This is a genomic window from Rhizobium mesosinicum (assembly GCF_019511345.1).
GTDB lineage: Bacteria > Pseudomonadota > Alphaproteobacteria > Rhizobiales > Rhizobiaceae > Rhizobium > Rhizobium mesosinicum.
The window spans coordinates 1-20,649 of sequence record NZ_JAEUAK010000020.1; the positions used below are offsets into that span (position 1 = coordinate 1).

A 20,649-nucleotide genomic window follows, 5' to 3' on the forward strand; every position below is an offset into this window, starting at 1 on the left:
CCCCAACCCCTCCCCCCAAGGGGCAGGGGTACATCTGCCGCACCCTCCACTTTCAACCTCAAGCTTGCTGCTGGCACTGGCGTTGAGATGGGTGCTCTAGGCAAGCGGCAACCGCCAAAGCCCCTCCCCCTTGTGGGGAGGGGTTGGGGAGGGGTTTTCCTTGCCACAATGGGAATGGAAGCCTGAATGCCGCATTCCAACATCACACCCAAAACCCGTGAAAGAGCGCGCCGACTTCGCCGCGAACTGACAAAAGCAGAATCCGCTATGTGGAACATGCTTCGCGACCTTCGTCCTTATGGCGCTCGCTTCCGCCGTGAAACGCCGATTGGTCCGTATATCGCAGACTTCGCCTGGCTCTCCGCTCGTCTTATCGTGGAAGTCGATGGCGACAGCCATGAAACCGAAGGCGGTCGCCGCCATGATCTCGCTCGCGATGCCTTCCTGAAAAATCAGGGCTTCACCGTGCTCCGTTTCGACAATGCTCAGGTGCTGGACGGCCCAGATTACGTCTTCATCGAAATACAAAAACAAGCGGCGCAGTACTTGAGGAGCGCCGCATGAAACCCGACACCTTCAAGGATAAGATCGTCCCTGTCCTCACCATTCTACTGGTCCTGGTCGCCGTCTGGTATGTCGCCGCCGTCATCCTGAACACGCCCTTTCAGCGTGACATGGATACGCGCAACAACGTCACCTCGACGACCATGGCGTTCATCGGCAGCACCCTTTCTCAGCCAAAGCCTGTCCTGCCGGCGCCGCATCAGGTGGCGCAGAATGTGTTCGAGAACACGTTTCTCAGAAAGCTCTCCAGCAATCGCAGCCTCGTTTACCACGCGGGCGTCACGCTCTCCTCGACTGTCCTCGGCTTCGCGTTCGGCACGCTGCTCGGCATCGTCATTGCTGTCGGCATCATCCATATCAAGGCGCTCGACCGCAGCCTGATGCCCTGGATCATCGCCTCGCAGACAGTGCCGATCCTGGCGGTAGCGCCCATGATCATCGTCGTTCTCGGCTCGATCAACATCACGGGCCTGATCCCGAAGGCGCTGATATCAACCTATCTCTCCTTCTTCCCGGTCGCTGTCGGCATGGTGAAGGGGCTGCGCTCGCCGGAAGTCATGCATCTCGACCTGATGCGCACCTATAATGCCACGGCTGCGCAGACTTTCTGGAAGCTGCGCGTGCCCGCCTCCATTCCCTTCCTCTTCACCTCGATGAAAGTGGCGATTGCTGCAAGCCTCGTCGGCACCATCGTCGGCGAACTGCCGACTGGCGCTGTCGCAGGCATCGGCTCCAAATTGCTTGCCGGCTCCTATTACAGCCAGACGATCGATATCTGGGCCGCCCTTGTCGCTGGCTCCGTGCTGGCGGCCATTCTCGTCGCCATCGTCGGCCTCGCAGGCAAGATCGTCGACCGCGCGATGGGCGGGAGGCCGGCGTGAGGCAGATAACGATTTCCTGGCAAGGCCTGATCGCCCTCCTCTGTGCCTTCGGCGCGACAGCCCTGTTGCCGCTCTTCGCGGCGGGCGCAACCCATCCTCCATCCGCGGGCACCGTCGGGCTGGCCGTCCTGCTTGCGATCGCTGCAGCGCTCGTGTCCTTTGCGCCTCTCTCAACAACGCTCATCGCAGCAGTTCTTTTTGTCGGCGCTCACGGGGCTGCATGGCTGCTGCTCGGCGCGCTCACCGGCAATGAAGGTTTCGCCGCCACCGCTTTCTTTCTGCTGCTTGCCGCCTGCTGGCTGCTTGCATGGCTTTGCGTGACCGAGCTTTCGAAGCTCCAGCCGGCAGAACCGACCAGCCAATGGCTGCTGCGCCTGCTCATTCCGGCGATTTTCGGCGCCTGGATCCTCATCATCTGGGAAGCGGTCACACGCGGCGGCGGCATCCCCTTCGTCATCCTGCCGCCGCCGAGCGCAATCTGGGCGCGCATCGCAGGCTCCCTGCCGATTCTCGGCGAAGATGTGAGGCAGACGATCTTCAAGGCCGTCTTGATCGGCTACATCGTCGGCTGTTTTGCCGGTTTCGTCGTCGCCATCCTCGCCGACCGCGTCGCCTTCCTGCGCCGCGGCCTGCTGCCGATCGGCAATATGGTCTCGGCTCTGCCGATCATCGGGGTAGCGCCCATCATGGTCATGTGGTTCGGTTTCGACTGGCAGTCGAAGGCAGCGGTCGTCATCATCATGACTTTCTTCCCGATGCTGGTGAACACCGTCGCCGGGCTTGCCGCCTCCGGCAACATGGAGCGCGACCTGATGCGCACCTACGCATCGAACGACTGGCAGACGCTCTTGAAGCTCCGGCTTCCCGCCGCGATGCCCTTCATTTTCAATGCACTGAAGATCAACTCGACGCTGGCCATGATTGGTGCCATCGTTGCGGAATTCTTCGGAACGCCGATCGTCGGCATGGGCTTCCGCATCTCCACCGAGATGGGCCGCATGAATGTCGACATGGTCTGGGCTGAGATCGCCGTCGCGGCGCTTGCAGGCTCGATCTTCTATGGCGTCGTCGCCCTTGCCGAGAGGGCGGTGACTTTCTGGCATCCGTCTATCCGTGGTGGTTAGACGCGCCCCGGCTCCGCATAAGGGCTTGGGCATAACTTCAGAGGGAAAAAGAAAATGAAAAAGTTAATGGTTGCAATGATGGCGAGCGCGATGTCGCTTGCCGCCGCTCATGCGATGGCCGCCGACAAGGTGACGCTGCAGCTGAAATGGGTCACCCAGTCGCAGTTCGCCGGTTACTATGTCGCCAAGGACAAGGGCTATTATGAAGAAGAAGGTCTCGACGTCGATATCAAGCCCGGCGGTCCGGATATCGCTCCGGAACAGGTGATTGCCGGCGGCGGCGCCGATGTGATCGTCGACTGGATGGGTGGCGCTCTCGTTGCCCGCGAAAAGGGCGTTCCGCTCGTCAATATCGCCCAGCCCTTCCAAAAGTCCGGCATGGAAATGATCTGCCGCAAGGATGGCCCGGTCAAGACTGAAGCCGACTTCAAGGGCCACACGCTCGGCGTCTGGTTCTTCGGCAACGAATATCCCTTCTTCGCCTGGATGAACAAGCTCGGCCTCAAAACCGATGGCGGGCCAAATGGCGTGACCGTGCTCAAGCAGAGCTTCGACGTGCAGCCGCTCCTGCAAAAGCAGGCCGACTGCATTTCCGTCATGACCTATAACGAATACTGGCAGGCGATCGATGCCGGCTTTAAGCCGGAAGACCTCACAGTTTTCAACTACACCGCCATGGGCAACGACCTCCTGGAAGATGGCCTCTATGCGATGGAAGACAAGCTGCAGGACCCGGCTTTCAAGGAAAAGATGGTCAAGTTCGTCCGCGCCTCCATGAAGGGCTGGAAATACGCCACGGAAAATCCTGATGATGCGGCCGAAATCGTCGTGGACGCCGGCGGCCAGGACGAAAACCACCAGAAGCGCATGATGGGCGAAGTCGCCAAGCTGATCGGTGACGGAACCGGCAAGCTCGACACCAAGCTCTATGACCGCACCGCGAAGGCGCTGCTCGACCAGAAGATCATCAACAAGGAGCCGTCTGGCGCCTGGACGCACGACATCACGGATGCCGCCGCGAAGTAAAGCGCTCCGATGCCGAAATGCAACGCGTGGGGAATTTTCCTCACGCGTTTCTATTTTTTGTACCCAATGAAAAAAATCGCCTTGCAACTGTCGCATTTGTCAGGCGTCAAGCGTCATGCATACGAGAGCCGATCAATCATCGTCATGTTCGCATAACCCTAAAATGATTGATGAGCCCCGCAATGGTGATTAATATTATCTCATGGGGAATTATTTTCTGCCGGGCTTGCGCGTGGAGCAAATTGATACCACGTACTAGCCGGATTTGTCGGATGGGACGATAAGCTCCGGCAGACGGTATGCGGGTAAATACCTCTGAGATTTAGATGACGGCATTTGCCCGGTTCGCGAGTTGCATGACGACGCGCGAGTCCGGCCGATCCTGTCAAGAGATTGGACGAAGACGCATGGCCCTGAAGCCGCAAGCATTACTACGCGCCTCCACTTTCCCTGTCGCCGCTTTTGCGGTCTCGGCCCTTTTTGTCGCCAATTTTGCGGCCTCGGCCGTATTTGCCCAGGAATCCCAGAATTCCCAGCCGCAGGCCCTGCAGAACCTGCCGGCGATCGTCGTCACCAAAGCGGAGAACCGCACCCTCGTCGACCGTGTCATCGGCACGGGAACGGTCAAACCCGTCGAGGAAGTCTATATCCAGCCCCAGGTCGAAGGCCTTTCGATCCGCACGTTGAAAGCCGATGTCGGCGACAAAGTGCAAGCGGAAAGCACGCTTGCCACGCTGAACGATGACGCGCTGGTCCTTGAAAAGAGCCAGATGATGGCGACGAAGGCCAAGGGCGAGGCAACCCTCGCCCAGCTGCGCGCCCAGCTCATCGAAGCGCAGGCCAATGCCGAACAGGCACGGCAGCAGCAGGCCCGCGCCCAGGAAATGGGTAAGAAGGGTACGGTTTCGACTGCCCAGGTCGAGCAGGCCGATGCAACTGCTGCCGCTGCTAACGCCCGGGTCGTTTCCGCCGAACAGGCGATCGAGGTCGCCGAAGCCGATCTTAAGGTCTTCGACAGCCAGATTGCCGATGCGGATCTGAAGCTCGCCCGAACCGACGTGAAGACGCCGGTCGGCGGCACGATCTCGGCAAAGAACGCCAAGGTCGGCGCCATTGCCGCCGGCACCGGCGATCCGCTGTTCACGCTTATCCGCGACGGCGATATCGAGCTTGTCGCCGAAGTCGCCGAAAGCGACATCATCAAGGTGATGGCCGGCCAGAAGGCGACGATTTCGCTTTCAGGCAGCCGTGAAAAACTTTCCGGCGCCGTCCGCCTGGTTTCGCCGACTGTAGACCCGGTCACTCGCCTCGGCCTGGTCCATATCTCCATCGACGACGACAGCAAGGCACGTTCAGGCATGTATGGCAGCGCCGAGATCATCGTCCGCCAGACGGAAGGCGTGTCGCTTCCCCTGACCGCCGTGCTGACCGGCATTGAAGGCTCCTCGGCCCGCAGGGTCGAAGACGGCGTGGTGAAATTCACCAAGATCCGGACCGGTATCCAGGACGGCGCCTATGTCGAGATCGTTGATGGATTGAAGAGCGGCGACGAAGTCGTGGCCAAGGCGGGCGCCTATGTCCGTGATGGCGACCACATCACGCCGGTGCGTGAACAGCCTCCGGCTTCCAACTAAAGAGACCATCCGATGAATTTTTCAGCCTGGTCCATCCGAAACCCGATCGCGCCGCTCCTGGCCTTCTGCCTGCTGATATTCATCGGCATGCAGTCCTTCAATAAACTGCCGATCACGCGCTTCCCGAATATCGACGTGCCGCTCGTTTCGATCAGCGTGACGCAGAGCGGCGCTTCGCCGGCCGAGCTCGAAATGCAGGTGACGAAGGAGATCGAAGACGCGATCGCCTCCATTACCGGCATCGACGAAATCCAGTCGACGGTGACCGACGGCAGCTCGCAAACCAATGTCATGTTCCGGATGGAAGTGCCAACGGAACAGGCCGTGCAGGACGTAAAGGACGCGATCGACCGCATTCGCAGCGATCTGCCCGCAACAGCCGAAACGCCGATTGTTACCAAGGTCGACGTCGAGGGTCAGGCGATCCAGACCTTCGCCGTTTCCTCGCCCGACATGTCGCTGGAAGAACTCTCCTGGTTCGTGGATGACACCATCAAGCGTGCATTGCAGGGTCAGGCCGGCATCGGCCGCGTCGACCGGTACGGCGGCGCAGAGCGCGAAGTGCGCATCGAACTTACGCCCGGCAAGCTCGACGCCTACGGCATCACCGCCGCAAGCGTGAACCAGCAGCTGCGTGGCACCAACATCGACCTCGGTTCCGGCCGCGGCCAGGTGGCCGGCAGCGAACAGGCGATCCGCGTTCTCGGAGACGCCCGCGACGTCGCTGAACTCGCCGATACGACGATTGCTCTGCCGAACGGCCGCTTCGTCAAGCTGTCCGATCTCGGCGTCGTCAAGGATACGTACGAGGAGCCGAAATCCTTCTCGCGCTTCGACGACACACCGGTCGTCACCTTCGGCGTCTTTCGCTCGAAAGGCGCCAGCGAAGTCAGTGTCGCCGAAACTGTCGCGCAGAGCCTCGACAAGGTGCGAAGCGAAAACCCGAACGTGAAGATCGAGATGATCGACGATTCGGTCTATTTCACTTACGGCAACTACGAAGCCGCCATCCATACTCTGCTCGAAGGCGCCCTGCTCGCCGTCGTCGTCGTCCTCCTGTTCCTCCGGAACTGGCGCGCAACCCTGATTTCGGCCATCGCCTTGCCGCTCTCCGCGATCCCGACCTTCTGGGTCATGGATCTCATGGGCTTCTCACTGAACCTCGTCAGCTTCCTCGCCCTGACGCTTGCGACGGGTATTCTGGTCGACGATGCGATCGTTGAAATCGAGAACATCGCCCGCCACATCAAGATGGGCAAGACGCCCTATCGGGCGGCGATCGAGGCGGCGGACGAAATCGGTCTCGCCGTCATCGCCACCACCTTCACCATCATCGCCGTCTTCGTGCCGGTTTCCTTCATGCCGGGCATTCCGGGCCAGTACTTCATCCAGTTCGGCCTGACCGTCGCCTTTTCCGTCTTCTTCTCACTGCTGGTCGCGCGCCTCATCACCCCGATGATGGCCGCGTATCTCCTGCGCGCCGAAGACGGCATGGAAGACCATCACGACAATGATGGCTTGCTGATGAAGGGTTATACGCGCCTGATACGCAGTACGACCGGGCATAAGTACTCACGATATCTGACACTGCTTGCTGCGATTGGCTTCCTCGTTGGTTCGGTTTTCCTGCTGATGAAGGTTCCGGGCAGTTTCCTGCCGCCGGAAGATGCCTCGCGCATCGTTCTCTCGGTCGAACTGCCGCCGAATGCGCGGCTCGACGACACCGAGAAGACGACGAAAGCGATCTATGACAGGGTCAAGGACATCAACGGCGTCGAAAGCGTCTTCGTCCTCGGCGGCGCATCGCCGAAGGGCGATCTCGAACTGCGGCGTGCGACCATCACGCTGGCGCTCCACAAGCTCGACCAATCGCTGGTCAAGAAGGTGGTCAACGATGTGCTCGGACGTATTCCGGTCATCGGTCCGATGCTGCCGAAGGTGGAAGTCCACGGCCGCGAACGTCCGCAATGGGATATCGAGAAGGAAGTCTTCGCCAAGCTGCGCGACATTCCGGACGTCCACATCCTGAAACTCAATGACCGTGGCGAACGCGACCTCTCCTTCAATTTCCTTTCCAAGAACGAGAAGGATCTGAACGATGCCATCGGCATCCTGGAATCGAAGCTACGCGCCGATCCGCTGCTGGCCAATGTCAGCGCCGATGGCGCCTTGCCCCGTCCGGAACTGCAGGTCTACCCGCGCAAGGACGAGGCCGCCCGCCTCGGTATCACGCCGCAGCAGATCTCCGAGACGATCCGCGTCGCCACCATCGGCGATGTCGACGCGGCCCTTGCCAAGATCTCGCTCGACGATCGCCAGATCCCGATCAGGGTGCAGGCGGCGGTCGACATGCGCCGCGATCTTGCAGCCATCCGCGCATTGAAGGTCCAGACTGCCAGCGGCGGTACCGTTCCGCTCGCAACCGTCGCCAACATCGATTATTCGGAAGGCGTAAGCTCGATCAAGCGTAACAATCGTTACCGCGTCGTTTCGATCGGCTCGGACCTGCCGCAGGGTGTCGCCCTCGACACCGCCTCGGCCCGCTTCCGCCAGATCGTCAATGACGCCAATATCCCGGCCACGGTGCATCTTGCCGAAAGCGGCGACACCAAGGTTCAGACCGAAATGCAGCAGAGTTTCGTCAACGCCATGTTGATGGGTCTCCTGCTGGTACTGACGGTGCTGATCCTCCTCTTCAAGGATGTGATCCAGCCCTTCACCATCCTGTTCTCGCTGCCGCTCGCCATCGGCGGCGTGGCGGCCGGCCTGATCCTCACCAGCAACCCGCTGTCGATGCCCGTCATGATCGGCATCCTGATGCTGATGGGTATTGTCACCAAGAACGCTATCCTGCTCGTCGATTTCGCGATCGAGATGCGCCATCGCGGCATGGCTCGCGTCGACGCCATGGTCGAAGCCGGCCGCAAGCGCGCCCGGCCCATCATCATGACCTCGATCGCCATGTCGGCGGGCATGTTGCCTTCCGCGCTCGGCGTCGGCGAAGGTGGCTCGTTCCGTGCGCCAATGGCGATCGCGGTGATTGGCGGCATCATCGTCTCGACAGTGCTCTCGCTCGTCGTCGTTCCCTCCTTCTTCCTTATCATGGACGATCTTTCCCGCCTGCTCGGCTGGCTGTTCGGCCGCCTCGTCGGCAAGAAGGACGAGGAGGAACTGGCAATGTCGCGCGAAGAGATTACCCGCGAACTCAAGACGAGCCAGAACACCATCGAGGCTCTCGAAGAGCGCCTGAACGCGATCGAGAAGCCGGAAAGCAAGCGCAAGACCGGCAACGACACCAACGTGCTGCGCCTGCCGCCATTCGCGGCAGAATAAGGCAGGACCATCAGACAAAAGGCCGGGCGCCGGTCCGGCCTTTCGTTTCCGAGCCTACGGCAATCTTGGAGCTGCCGTGCTGTCTCGCACGACAAGTTCGAGATCGAGCGCCTCGTGGTTTTCCGGCAGCGCATTTTCGAGGATCGCCGTCACAGAGCGCCGTGCGATTTCGGCAAAGGGCTGCGCGACTGTGGTCAGGCGCGGGAGCGAGGTTGCCGCTTCCGGCACGCCGTCGAAGCCGATGAGGGATACGTCCTCCGGCACTTTTAGCCCGCGCTCGGCGAGCCACTGCATGGCAAACAGCGCAACCTTGTCCGACATTGCCAGGATTGCCGTCGGCGGGTTGGCAGAGGAGAACAGGGCTTCCATGGCCGTCAGCGTGCTGGGTCTGTCATGCAACGTTCCCTGGATCGGAACGGCCTCGCGAGGAATGCCGTATTCCGCCAATGCCCGCCAATAGCCATGCATGCGGTCACGCGGGGTCGCTTCCATTTCAGGATCGACACGCTCGGGCGCCACCATGCCGACAAGGCCATCGACATCACCGATCGACAGGATCGCGATGTCACGGTGCCCGAGTTCCAGCAGATGCCGCGCAGCCGCAGCACCGCCAGCGACATTGTCGATGCCGATTGCCGGAATGGTCTCATCCTCAATGCCAAGCGCCAACGCGATGAACGGCAGTTGGCGTTGACGGGTGAGTTCCACGAGCCTCTCTCCGCCTTCCACGCACAGCAGAATGAAGCCGTCGACAAGCGCGCTGTTGATGTTCCAGGCAAGCCGTTCCTCGTTCATCGCCGATACGACGGCAATGCCGGTGCCGCTGGCGTCACAGACCTCGCCGATCGCCGTCATCAGCGAACGCGCCCAAGGGTCGTCGAAGAAATAGGTGAGCGGTTCCACGGCGGCGACGCCGATCGCGTTCACCCTCCCTGCCCTCAGCAGCCTGCCCTTGATATCAGGCCCACCGTAACCGAGCTCGCGGGCGACCTTGAGCACCCGCTCGCGAACCTCCTCCCGGACCACGTCTGGGCGGCTGAAAACATTCGATGCCGTGCCCTGCGATACGCCTGCCGCCTTGGCGACATCGGCCAATCTCACATGCCCTTTACCCAAAGCTGCTCCTTGCGAGTGCGAATTCGATGCACAGAGTAGCAAAGGATTGTATCGGTTCAAAATAAACTTGACAAAGTCGAGAACGAGAGCGAGGATTGAATCGGTTCAATAACATTATCAAGCCTTTGAATCGATTCAAAATATGGAGAATGAGGCGATGATCCCGATCAGTTCGCTGTTCAAGGACCTTTATGAGGACCGCTGGGGTAACCCGCGCGACAACCACCCCGCTGAAGAAAGGGAACGTGGGAAGCACCTGTTTGTCTTGCTTCCTTTCACGCGCCGCTTGATCGGAAACCGCAAACGCCCGGACGCCTGGTCCTTCACTATACCGACCGACCGCAGGCCTCGATAAGTACAAGTAACGGCAACGTTTGATCAAAATCAATTCCCCCGCGCTTTACTTCCCCTATTCTGGCATCGTCAGGGAGATTGGCGGCATGGACCGCTGCCGGAGGGCCGGAACATGAACAGAATGCTGATGCCGAACAGTCGCGAGCGGACGCTGCTCTCGAGGGCTGGAATTTTTGCAGAGCTGAATGGCGCTGAAGCAGAAGCGTTACGCGCCTGCTCTACCGTGATCTCCTTCGCTTCGCACGACCTTATCTTTCAGGAAGGCGAACCTGGCGTTTATTTCTATAGCGTATTGGAGGGTTATGTCCGGCTCTTCCGCCTCAACGGCGAAGGCAGGGAAGCAGATATCCGTATCTGCGAACCGGGCGACAGTTTTGCCGAATGCCTCATTCAGGCTGGCGGGACCTATCGCTACGGAGCCCAGTCGATGGACAACACGGTGCTCGCCCGCTTCCACATCGGTAAGGTGCGCGCTCTCTTGGCAGAACACCCGCAGATCGGCACAGCCATTATGCACAGCCTCTCGCTGCATCTGCTGGACACGCTGGAATGCCTGGCCAACGATCGCATGCAAACCGCGCCACAGCGCGTGGCGCATTACCTTCTTTCGCATTGCGTGGAGGAAGGCCCGGCAATGGCATCGCTGCGGCTGCCCTTCCCGAAAAACCTGCTCGCCCGCAAGCTCGGCTTGGCGCCGGAGGCATTATCTCGTGCCTTCTCGACGCTCAAATCGGCCGGCGTAACCGTACGCGGCCGCTTCATTGCCATCAGCGACGTCGACACACTGAAAAAGATCTAAAGACCGCCCTGCACCCGCAGGAAGTCGACGATCGAACTGATGCCGTCACCGCGCTTCATGTCGGAAAAGACAAAGGGGCGGGTCGCCCGCATGCGCGTCGCATCGCGGTCCATCACCTCGAGGTCAGCGCCGACATAGGGCGCCAGATCCTTCTTGTTGATGACGAGAAGGTCCGATCGGGTGATGCCCGGCCCGCCCTTGCGCGGAATTTCCTCGCCCTGGCAGACGGAGATCACATAGATGGTAATATCGGCGAGATCGGGCGAGAACGTCGCAGCCAGATTGTCGCCGCCCGATTCGATGAAAACGACGTCGAGATCGGGAATACGCTCGTTGAGACCTGCGATGGCCTGCAGGTTGATCGTCGCGTCTTCACGGATGGCAGTATGCGGGCAGCCGCCGGTCTCGACGCCGACGATGCGCTCGGACGGCAGCGCCTGCATGCGCACCAGCGCCTCAGCATCTTCGGTCGTGTAAATGTCATTGGTCACGACAGCGACGGAATAGTCGTCGCGCATCGCCTTGCAGAGCTTTTCGGTCAGCGCCGTCTTGCCCGAGCCGACCGGGCCGCCGATACCGACGCGCAGGGGTCCGTTTCTTGATTTCATATGTCTTACTCCTATCAAAGTCGGATGATAGCGAAGCGCCGCTGTCCCGCCACCGTCAAATGACGCAGCTGACGAGATAAGTTCCACTCACGACCGAAACAACCGCGTCTGCTGCGTCTCGTGGCGAAGCCCAGCGATATCGGCCTGGACCGTCGCCGAACCCAAATCGTCAAGATCGGAGCGAGCTGCACGCGCAGCGATATCGATTACGTGCTCCTCCAGACCGGCAAGGATGCCAACGCCGTCCTTCTGCCCCGCAACGCCGAGCCTTATGCCGGCAGAAACGGCTTGCGAGAGATAGGCGTGCAGAAAGGCGACAAGCGCCTTTTCCAGCTGAATGCCATGCGCGCCCGTTATCGCGCCGACGGCAACCGGATAGACTGTTTTCTTCGGCAACCGCCCGAACACGTCGCCCGGCCAGGCTTGCGCAGCCGTGAGGAAAGCTTCTCCGAGCAGCAGCGTTTCCTGATGCCGCTCGCGCGACCCGGCAAGGGCTGCAGCCAGTTCGGCAAGCTCCGCAAGGCGATCGCCATTGCCATGACCGCGATGGCTTTCGGCAAGAAGCACCGCATCGTTCCAGACCGAACCGCTGCCGGTCAGCGTCTCCAGCCAGCGCCGCAACATCTCCGCGTCGCCGACAAGTCCATCCGCTACCGCCCGCTCCAGGCCGCCGGAATAGGCAAAGGAACCGATCGGAAAGGCCGGCGAAAGCCATGCCGTCAAGCGCAGCAGAGCCTGCAGCTCACGATCCTCAGCCATCACGCATCAATCGTGTTTGTGATGATGGTGACCGTGCTCATGGTCATGGTCGTGATGATCGTGGCCGTGATCATGGTGGTCATGACCGTGCGAATGTCCGCCATGAGAATGATAGGCGCCGCGGGCCGGCTGGAAGGGTTCGTTGATATCAAGCACCATCGCGCCCAGCCCCTGCAGCATTGTGCGGATAACGTGATCGCGCAGGATCAGGATGCGATCCTCTTCGATCTGCGCCGCGAGATGACGGTTGCCGAGATGCCAGGCGAGTTCGGTCAGATGCACGCGGTCGCGGCCGCGCACTTCGAACAGCTTCTCGTCGGCGGCAAGGATTTCGATCAGTTCGCCATCCTCGCGCACCAGCATATCGCCATTGGCAAAAAGCACCGGCTCCTTGAGATCGAGCATCACCATCTCGCCATTCTCCAGATGCAGGAGCTTGCGACGCAGGTGCCGCAGATCGTGCGGCAGCTTGACCTGTGCGGTCGGATGGGAGGAAGGGGTGCCGGCGGGCAGATAAGATGTGACGCGCTGCATGAGATATCCGTTAAACTGGGGCCTAGAACATGCAAAATAGCCCTTCACGATGCAAGCACCAATGCACGTTTCGTGACGAGCCGGCCTAGATTCCAGATGCCTGCAGCAGGCCTGCCTCCTCAGGCGCAACACCCTGCACTCCGAGGCCGTTTTCTACCAGCCCGTGCCAGGCGTGGTTCAGCCCTTCCCGCTCATGGACGACACGATTGCGGCCGAGCGCCTTGGCGAGATAGAGCGCCTTATCGGCGGAGGCATAGACCGCCTCCTTGTCCCGTCCCTCATGAAGATCGGCAATGCCGCCTGATATCGTGATGGTGACGTCATGCCCATCCGCCAGAATCGGCCGCGCGGCAATCTGTGCCCTTACCCCTTCGATGCGTGCCACCCGCTCCTCCGGCGTCCCGCCCTGAACAACGACACCGAACTCCTCGCCGCCGAGCCGCGCCACGACCGACGCGCCGTCGAAAGCCGCAGAAAATATGCCTGAGACGGCAGTAATGACGGCATCACCGCAGCCATGGCCGAAACGGTCGTTGATAGCCTTGAAACGGTCGACATCGAAAATGGCGAGGCAGGCATCCCCGTCCACCCTTTCCAGGGCATCGGTAAAAGCGCGCCGGTTCAGGAGTCCTGACAATGTGTCGGTGCGGCTGAGCTTTTCGAATTTGGCACGGGAGACGGTCAGGTCGTGAATGGCGAAACCAGCAACGAGCGACAGCACGCCGGACACCATCCCGCCGATCAGCCAGGAGAGGATGATGGCAAAGGTCATGGCGTGCCCGAGGGTAATCGGCAGCACTCCCATGAAGTTGAGCGGAGGCAGCGTCACCACGATGATGAAACCGGACAGAATAACTGCCAGAAAACTCATCTTCAGCGCAAAAGTATAAACGGTCTTGCGATGCTCGAAACTGCCCAGTTCAGCCTGAAGCGATATCCAGTTTTCCATGAGAATCGGCCTTCCTGCCTAGCGTTTCCAAGGCATTGATAGGGCTCGAATTGCTGCGGAGGTCTTAATCCAACCACTAAAATTCGAGTGATTTAGGGGGATTCAGCCGATCAGTTTTTTCTAGCAGGAGGTGCAGCTTTTCGGGACAGGTATGAACACTATGGGAAATACACCTAGATGCTTGATTTCAAAAGGATATTACGGGGAGACGCCGGCGCCTGTTCCAGAATGGTCTACGGCGGATAAATCCCGGTCCATTCATCGATTTTTACAACCAGCCGGAGAGCGATATTCAGATTTCACTTTAAGCGCAACAACAGGAAGGACCGTCTCAAAAAGACAAGCGTTAAAACGGGAAACTAACGCCCGCAACATCGACGGCGCAGATGTTGCAGAAGAGCTCTATACTTCAGTTATGAGGCCTAGCGAAGCCCCAGCGTCTGCGGCAACAGGTTCCAGAAACCTGTTCGCAAGCAGCCTGCCCGTAGCGCGGCGGCAGTTCATGTGTTGCAGCCGAACAGCGCATTGAAATAGCCCCTCGCCTCGCCCCTATAAGCCATCGCGCTGTCAGCTTCGAACCGCGCATGAAAAATAGGTCTCAAAACAGGAAGTAACGCTGTGCCATCGGCAGCACCGTTGCCGGTTCGCAAGTCAGCAACTCGCCGTTCGCCCGCACCTCGTAGGTTTCCGGATCGACCTCGATATCGGGGGTCAGATCGTTGTGGATCATCGACGCCTTGGAGATGCCGCCGCGAGTGTTCTTGACGGCAACGAGATCCTTGGCAACACCGAGACGGCCCTTGAGGCCGGCATCGAGCGAAGCCTGCGAAACGAAGGTGACCGAGGAATTCGTGAGACTCTTGCCGAAGGAGGCAAACATCGGCCGGTAATGCACCGGTTGAGGCGTCGGGATCGAGGCGTTCGGATCGCCCATAGGGGCTGCGGCAATGGAGCCGCCGAGCAGCACCATATCCGGCTTCACGCCGAAGAAGGCCGGGTTCCACAAGACGAGATCCGCGCGCTTGCCGACTTCGATCGAGCCGATCTCGTGCGACAGCCCGTGCGCAATCGCCGGATTGATCGTGTATTTGGCGACGTAACGGCGGACACGAAAATTATCGTTATCGCCCTTCTCTTCTTTCAAACGGCCGCGCTGGCGCTTCATCTTGTCGGCCGTCTGCCAGGTGCGGATCAGCAGTTCGCCGACACGGCCCATGGCCTGGCTGTCCGAGGAGATGATCGAGAAGGCGCCGATATCGTGCAGGATGTCTTCCGCCGCGATCGTCTCCTTGCGGATCCGGCTTTCGGCAAAGGCGATATCCTCTGGGATTGACGGCGACAGGTGATGGCAGACCATCAGCATGTCCAGATGCTCGGCAATCGTATTGACCGTATAGGGCCGCGTCGGGTTCGTGGACGAGGGAATGACGTTGGGCTGGCCGCAGATCTTGATGATGTCGGGCGCATGACCACCACCCGCACCCTCCGTATGGAAGGCATGGATGGTGCGGCCCTTGATGGCGCCGATCGTGTCCTCCACGAAGCCGCTCTCGTTCAGCGTATCCGTATGGATCATCACCTGCACGTCGTATTCGTCGGCGACCGAGAGGCAGCAGTCGATGGCGCCTGGTGTCGTGCCCCAGTCCTCGTGCAGCTTCAGCGAGGTCGCGCCGGCCAGCACCATTTCCTGCAATGCGCCCGGCAACGAGGCATTGCCCTTGCCAGCAAAGGCAAGGTTCATCGGGAAGGCATCAGCTGCCTCGATCATGCGGGCGATGTGCCAGGGGCCGGGCGTGCAGGTAGTCGCAAGCGTGCCGTGCGCCGGCCCGGTGCCGCCGCCGAGCATGCAGGTGAGCCCGCTCATCAGCGCTTCCTCGATCTGCTGCGGAGCAATGAAATGGATATGGCTGTCCATGCCGCCAGCGGTGAGGATCTTACCTTCGCCGGCGATCGCTTCCGTACCCGGTCCGACGATGATGTTAACACCAGGCTGCATGTCCGGATTGCCGGCCTTGCCGATCCCGGCAATGCGACCATCCTTCAGGCCGATATCGGCCTTGTAGATGCCAGTATGGTCTATAATGACGGCGTTGGTGATGACCGTATCGACAGCCCCATCCGCCCGCGTCACCTGGCTCTGTCCCATGCCGTCGCGGATGACCTTCCCGCCACCGAATTTCACCTCTTCGCCATAGGTGGTGAAATCCTTTTCGATCTCGATGAATAGCTCCGTATCGGCAAGGCGGACCTTGTCGCCGGTGGTCGGACCGAACATGCCGGCGTAAGCCTTGCGGGAGATCTTGTAGGGCATCTATCAGGCTCCTTGGAAGGAAGAGACGAATGGTTTTCCGGCAAACCGCCTGAGACGGCCGGCCGCAATATAGGAGTCGACGAGTTGCTTTTCGGCGGCAAACGGGTGCCACTCCCAGCCCGCATGGCCGAAGCCCGCGAGCGTCACCTCATCGTCGTGAAATCTGTCGAGCACTTCGCCGATCACGATCATGCCGCTGCTCGGCACGACGTAAGGCGCCGGCGAGAATGCAGACAGCGCCTGATCGACGGCTTCGTGAACCTGTTTGTCAACGATCCGATGCACCTTGCCGGCTTCAGCACAGAAAGCGCTGAATTGACTGGTGTAATCGTCGCAGAAATCATCGAGTTCCGGATGCGACGCCGCAAGAGGTGCCCGCATCGCGGCGAATTTTTCAGGGTCGCGCACACTCCAGATTTCCGAGGCTTCGACAACACCGGGATGGATGCGCCAGCTTTCGGAGCCGAGCATGGCCTTGGCGGGCCGGCCGGTATTGCATACGGCAACCACATCAGTGCGCGTGCCGCCGGCACCATAGGAGCGGCATTCGTTGAAGCGGATGACGAGGTCTGCGGCATCGATGATCTCAGCCCCTCCTTCTCCCACTTCGCCATTGCCCACGATCATGATCGTCCTGCCCACCTTACTGGCCCATTCCATTGGCGAGTTCTTTGAGCTCCTTGGTCCTGAGGTCCGTGAGATCAGCAAGACAGCCCGCCACCAGCATCGGCTCCATCGTGCCGCCGCGTGCCTGAAAGCCGTAATTCTCACAGTGAGCGTCGCGATAACTGATCCAGGCGCGCTGTGCCTTGAGAAGCGCCTGTTCGGCGCCCTTCATGTCACCATCGAGATCCTTGTCGATCGCCACCATTGCGGCGCGCGTCTGCTTGTACTGGGCATTGAGCGCCTTGTCGGCCTCTTCATAGCGCGCCTGCGCGCAGCTCGTCATGTCGGACTGTGTCTGAGCATTTTCGCAGTCCACGTCCTCGGCATGGGCGGCACAGGCGGCAAGCATAAATAACCCACCGATAAGCCCGACGTTCAAGCGCATGAATTTCCTCCCGTCATTTTCTTTTAATTAGAGCCGGCCCATGACGAGCTGGCGGAAGCCATAGACTTCGCGCTTGCCGGAGAGCGGTATGAGCGTCACCGAGCGGGTCTGGCCCGGCTCGAAACGCACGGCCGTACCCGAGGGAATGTCGAGGCGCATACCGTGGGCCTTGTCGCGATCGAAGGACAGGCCGGCATTGGTTTCGGCAAAATGATAGTGGCTGCCCACCTGCACGGGACGGTCACCAGTATTGGAAACGTCAAGCGTCACGGTCGGTGCGCCGGCATTGAGCTCGATCTCGCCATCAGCGGCAATGATTTCGCCAGGGATCATCTATCTCTCCTTAAGCCGCCTTGGGCGCGCAGCCCTCGGCTTTCAGAACACGCTTCGTCGAAGCCGGATATTTCTCAAGCTTCGACGCAGGCCGGATCGGCCGAGGGGCAAAATTGCCGCCGCAATTCGGGCACTCACCCTTGAGCACATCGTCGACACAAGCCGCACAGAACGTGCATTCGAAGGTGCAGATCATCGCTTCCGCGCTGTCGGGCGGCAGATCCTTGTCGCAGCATTCGCAATTGGGTCGTAGGTCCAGCATGGCGCGCTCCTCAGCGGATTGGTTCGTGCACGGTCACAAGCTTCGTTCCATCAGGGAATGTCGCCTCGACCTGCACGTCATGGATCATCTCGGCAATGCCCTCCATCACCTGATCACGGCTGATGACATGGGCGCCGGCCTCCATCAGTTCCGCGACCGGGCGGCCATCACGCGCGCCCTCGACGACGAAATCGCTGATAAGGGCAATGGCTTCCGGATAGTTCAGCTTGACGCCGCGCTCCAGCCGTCGGCGGGCCACCATGGCGGCCATGGAAATCAACAGCTTGTCTTTTTCTCTCGGGGTGAGGTTCATCGTCTATCCGCTTGTTGAACTCATAGATTCCAGACTTTCGGCACAGGCGCTCCATTGCGCAAGGCGGAAATAACAGGGATCAGGATTTTTCTGAGCGCAAAGCCATCGGCTGCAGCAAGGCGCACGACGATCTTGTCGCTCCAGGCGCTTGCCCCGCCCATATGCCCGTCCAACAGCGGCCGGACCTTGGCAAGATAGGCTTCCGACATCGGCCCGGCATAAAGCACCGTCGCAAAAGCCACCTGCCCGCCAAGCACAGCCTGCTCTGCCGCAAGCAGCGCCACCGCATCGGAAAGGCGCAGTTCCTCGGCATGAACAAGTTGGCCCGAGCGGCGGACGCGCCAGCGATCGCGAAACAGCCCCGTCTCCATCGTTTCGCCCATCGCCGTGCGGCCGAGCAGGATGGCCTCGACGGCCAGGAATTCGGCACTGTCATCGAGATCGACGTCCAGACGGCGAAACAGCGAGGCGCGATCGAAAAGAATGGTCTCCTGCGGCAGCCAGTCGACGCGGGCACCCGGTCCGACCTCGATCTGTGTCGTCACCTCCGCCGTGCCTGCGGAAGCCTTGTAAATCTTCTCGCAGGCCTGCGTCGTCACATCGATGCGGGTGCCGGCCCCAGCAGACACGCTCCAGTTCATCCGGTCGCCGCCAGTCAGCCCGCCAGCCGTGTTAATGATGACAGCCTCCATCGAGGCATCGAACGTATCCGGCAGGCGGATCTTTGCAGCACCTTCCTGATAAAGCTCGCGAATTCGCGTACGCCCATCCTGTACCTTGGCAGCAAGATGCCCGCGTCCTTCCGCTCTCTGCGGTCTCGTGATGCCCGCCGCCGCGCCTGTCATGCCACCCCCGTGAAGATGCCATCCTGTCTGGCATCTTGCGTTGAATGTGTCTGTTGACTGCAACAAAGCAAGTCCCGTGCCGCTTTTCGAAAACCCGTGCCCCTGCGGGCGATAGGGATGGCGCGGAAGGCATCTGCCGCAAAATGCGGCAGATGCCAGCGCGTTGGCCAGAAAGATCATACGGTCAGATGGCGGCGCGCTTCCGGCGTGTCCAGCGTTTCGGCAAGGCCCTCATGCACGATCTCGCCGCGGTCCATGATGTAGACGTAGTCGGCAAGCTCGCGGCAGAAATCGAGATATTGCTCGACCAGCAGGATCGCCATGCCGGTGGAATCGCGAAGATACCGGATCGCTCGGCCGATATCCTTGATGATCGACGGCTGGATGCCTTCAGTCGGCTCGTCGAGCACGAGGATTTTCGGCCGCGTGACCATGGCGCGTCCGATCGCCAGCTGCTGCTGCTGCCCGCCCGACAGATCGCCGCCGCGACGCGACAACATCGACTTCAGCACCGGGAAGAGACTGAAGATATCGTCTGGGATGTTGCGGTCACGGCGGCCAAGCGGAGCAAAGCCGGTTTCGAGATTCTCCTTCACCGTCAACAGCGGGAAGATTTCGCGCCCCTGCGGCACATAGCCGATGCCCTGCTTGGCGCGAGCAAAGGGCGGCAGGCCGTTGAGTTTCGCATCGTTGAAGGTGATCGTGCCGGCAGACAGCGGATGCTGGCCGGTGACGGCGCGCAGCAGCGAGCTCTTGCCCACGCCATTGCGGCCGAGCACGCAGGTGATCTTGCCCATCTCGGCCTTGATCGAGATGCCACGCAGCGCCTGGGCTGCGCCATAATGAAGATTTGCGTTTTCGACTGTCAGCATGACGAGGCTTCCTGGCATTTTGCGGATGCAAAGCCCCCTCCCCAACCCCTCCCCACAAGGGGGAGGGACTGACCCGGAGCTGCCGCTGTGCTTACCATCCGATCAAGAGAAGATTGGCAATTGTAGCGATGAGCGATCGCCTTAGTTAAGCCCCTCCCCCTTGTGGGGAGGGGTTGGGGAGGGGTGACACACCCGCTAACATCAAAGGCTTCCATCATCCCTCACCTGCCCAGATAGTTCTCGATCACCTTCGGATCGTTGCTGACGAAATCGATCGATCCTTCCGCCAGCACCGAGCCTTCCGCAAGGCAGGTCACCTTCACACCGAGATCGCGGATGAAGCCCATATCATGCTCGACGACGACGACGGATCGCGTCTTGGCAATGTCCTTCAGCAGGATCGCCGTTTCCGCCGTCTCGGCATCGGTCATGCCCGCCACCGGCTCATCGACGAGCAGGAGCTTCGGCTCCTGCGCCAGGAGCATGCCGATCTCGAGCCACTGTTTCTGACCATGCGACAGGTTGGCCGCAAGCTCATCGCGGCGATGCGTCAGGCGCACCGTTTCCAGGATCTCATCGATACGATCCTTATCCTCGCCGGAAAGGCGATAGAAAAGCGTCGAGAACACCGTGCGGCGGCGGTTGAGCGCCAGTTCCAGATTGTCCCAGACTGTATGGCTTTCGAAGACCGTCGGCTTCTGGAATTTTCGGCCGATGCCGAGCTGAGCGATATCGGCCTCGTCTTTCCTGGTCAGGTCGATATTGCCATTGAAAAAGACCTCGCCTTCATCCGGCCGGGTCTTGCCGGTGATGATGTCCATCATCGTCGTCTTGCCGGCCCCGTTCGGGCCGATGATCGCCCGCAGCTCACCGGGTTCGATGACGATGGAGAGCGCGTTCAGCGCCTTGAAGCCGTCGAAGGAGACCGAGACACCGTTTAGATAAAGCACGCTGTTGGGTTTGACGTCTGGGATCATGAGT

The 20,649-nt window shown here is 60.3% G+C and carries 21 protein-coding genes and 1 pseudogene; 7 read left to right on the forward strand and 15 right to left on the reverse strand.

Annotated features, from left to right (window positions below; translation table 11 throughout):
* The first annotated feature begins 186 nt into the window (after window positions 1–186).
* From JNB85_RS29815 to JNB85_RS29840, 6 genes are all read left to right on the forward strand, one after another.
* On the forward strand, window positions 187–564 hold the full coding sequence (locus JNB85_RS29815; protein WP_220338012.1) for an endonuclease domain-containing protein: 378 nt from the start codon (window positions 187–189) through the stop codon (window positions 562–564).
* On the forward strand, window positions 561–1,445 hold the full coding sequence (locus JNB85_RS29820; protein ID WP_220338013.1) for an ABC transporter permease: 885 nt from the start codon (window positions 561–563) through the stop codon (window positions 1,443–1,445). Before JNB85_RS29815 ends, JNB85_RS29820 begins: the two co-directional genes overlap by 4 nt.
* Complete coding sequence (locus tag JNB85_RS29825) at window positions 1,442–2,569, forward strand: ABC transporter permease (RefSeq protein ID WP_220338014.1); 1,128 nt, start codon at window positions 1,442–1,444, stop codon at window positions 2,567–2,569. The genes JNB85_RS29820 and JNB85_RS29825 overlap by 4 nt, the downstream gene beginning before the upstream one ends.
* A 54-nt stretch (window positions 2,570–2,623) precedes the next feature.
* A complete protein-coding gene (locus JNB85_RS29830; protein ID WP_220338015.1) occupies window positions 2,624–3,595 on the forward strand; it encodes an ABC transporter substrate-binding protein in 972 nt (323 codons plus the stop codon).
* 407 nt (window positions 3,596–4,002) lie between these two features.
* Entirely contained in the window at window positions 4,003–5,229 is a 1,227-nt protein-coding gene (locus tag JNB85_RS29835; protein ID WP_220338016.1) for an efflux RND transporter periplasmic adaptor subunit, read from the forward strand.
* A gap of 12 nt (window positions 5,230–5,241) precedes the next feature.
* Window positions 5,242–8,562 carry an efflux RND transporter permease subunit gene (locus JNB85_RS29840; protein ID WP_220338017.1) on the forward strand — a complete coding sequence of 1,107 codons (3,321 nt, stop codon included), beginning with the start codon at window positions 5,242–5,244 and terminating at the stop codon, window positions 8,560–8,562.
* Window positions 8,563–8,616: 54 nt separating this feature from the next.
* Here the strand turns inward: JNB85_RS29840 and JNB85_RS29845 are convergent, their stop codons facing one another.
* Window positions 8,617–9,678: a LacI family DNA-binding transcriptional regulator gene (locus JNB85_RS29845; protein WP_220338018.1), complete on the reverse strand. Its 1,062-nt coding sequence runs from the start codon at window positions 9,676–9,678 to the stop codon at window positions 8,617–8,619.
* A 466-nt stretch (window positions 9,679–10,144) separates the two neighbouring features.
* Between JNB85_RS29845 and JNB85_RS29850 the strand changes: the two genes are divergently transcribed.
* Window positions 10,145–10,831 (forward strand): Crp/Fnr family transcriptional regulator, encoded by a 687-nt coding sequence (locus JNB85_RS29850; protein ID WP_220338019.1) that lies wholly within the window; start codon window positions 10,145–10,147, stop codon window positions 10,829–10,831.
* Here the strand turns inward: JNB85_RS29850 and ureG are convergent.
* The 14 genes and pseudogenes from ureG to urtD form a co-directional block, all read right to left on the reverse strand.
* Entirely contained in the window at window positions 10,828–11,439 is a 612-nt protein-coding gene (ureG, locus tag JNB85_RS29855; protein ID WP_220338020.1) for an urease accessory protein UreG, read from the reverse strand. The genes JNB85_RS29850 and ureG overlap by 4 nt on opposite strands.
* Before the next feature lie 87 nt (window positions 11,440–11,526).
* Window positions 11,527–12,198: an urease accessory protein UreF gene (locus tag JNB85_RS29860; protein WP_220338021.1), complete on the reverse strand. Its 672-nt coding sequence runs from the start codon at window positions 12,196–12,198 to the stop codon at window positions 11,527–11,529.
* A 6-nt stretch (window positions 12,199–12,204) separates the two neighbouring features.
* Complete coding sequence (gene ureE, locus JNB85_RS29865; RefSeq protein WP_220338022.1) at window positions 12,205–12,732, reverse strand: urease accessory protein UreE; 528 nt, start codon at window positions 12,730–12,732, stop codon at window positions 12,205–12,207.
* Window positions 12,733–12,817: 85 nt separating this feature from the next.
* A complete protein-coding gene (locus tag JNB85_RS29870; RefSeq protein WP_220338023.1) occupies window positions 12,818–13,681 on the reverse strand; it encodes a GGDEF domain-containing protein in 864 nt (287 codons plus the stop codon).
* Window positions 13,682–14,103: 422 nt separating this feature from the next.
* A pseudogene (locus tag JNB85_RS31165) lies at window positions 14,104–14,226 on the reverse strand (TIGR02117 family protein); the annotation flags it as partial.
* A 53-nt stretch (window positions 14,227–14,279) separates the two neighbouring features.
* A complete protein-coding gene (gene ureC, locus JNB85_RS29875) occupies window positions 14,280–15,992 on the reverse strand; it encodes an urease subunit alpha (protein WP_220338024.1) in 1,713 nt (570 codons plus the stop codon).
* A gap of 3 nt (window positions 15,993–15,995) precedes the next feature.
* Window positions 15,996–16,619, reverse strand: coding sequence for a Urease operon accessory protein (locus JNB85_RS29880; protein ID WP_220338043.1), 624 nt, complete (start codon window positions 16,617–16,619; stop codon window positions 15,996–15,998).
* A gap of 16 nt (window positions 16,620–16,635) precedes the next feature.
* Complete coding sequence (locus JNB85_RS29885; RefSeq protein ID WP_220338025.1) at window positions 16,636–17,043, reverse strand: lysozyme inhibitor LprI family protein; 408 nt, start codon at window positions 17,041–17,043, stop codon at window positions 16,636–16,638.
* Window positions 17,044–17,070: 27 nt separating this feature from the next.
* Window positions 17,071–17,376, reverse strand: coding sequence for an urease subunit beta (locus JNB85_RS29890; RefSeq protein WP_183826121.1), 306 nt, complete (start codon window positions 17,374–17,376; stop codon window positions 17,071–17,073).
* Window positions 17,377–17,386: 10 nt separating this feature from the next.
* Window positions 17,387–17,638 (reverse strand): DUF1272 domain-containing protein, encoded by a 252-nt coding sequence (locus tag JNB85_RS29895; RefSeq protein ID WP_220338026.1) that lies wholly within the window; start codon window positions 17,636–17,638, stop codon window positions 17,387–17,389.
* Between the two features lie 10 nt (window positions 17,639–17,648).
* The gene (locus JNB85_RS29900; RefSeq protein WP_007816043.1) at window positions 17,649–17,951 is read right to left on the reverse strand and encodes an urease subunit gamma; all 303 of its coding nucleotides are present in this window, start codon (window positions 17,949–17,951) and stop codon (window positions 17,649–17,651) included.
* A 20-nt stretch (window positions 17,952–17,971) separates the two neighbouring features.
* A complete protein-coding gene (locus JNB85_RS29905) occupies window positions 17,972–18,796 on the reverse strand; it encodes an urease accessory protein UreD (RefSeq protein WP_220338027.1) in 825 nt (274 codons plus the stop codon).
* A 176-nt stretch (window positions 18,797–18,972) separates the two neighbouring features.
* The gene (gene urtE / locus JNB85_RS29910; protein WP_112705952.1) at window positions 18,973–19,668 is read right to left on the reverse strand and encodes an urea ABC transporter ATP-binding subunit UrtE; all 696 of its coding nucleotides are present in this window, start codon (window positions 19,666–19,668) and stop codon (window positions 18,973–18,975) included.
* A gap of 221 nt (window positions 19,669–19,889) precedes the next feature.
* Window positions 19,890–20,645 carry an urea ABC transporter ATP-binding protein UrtD gene (gene urtD / locus JNB85_RS29915; protein ID WP_220338028.1) on the reverse strand — a complete coding sequence of 252 codons (756 nt, stop codon included), beginning with the start codon at window positions 20,643–20,645 and terminating at the stop codon, window positions 19,890–19,892.
* Window positions 20,646–20,649: the final 4 nt, after the last annotated feature.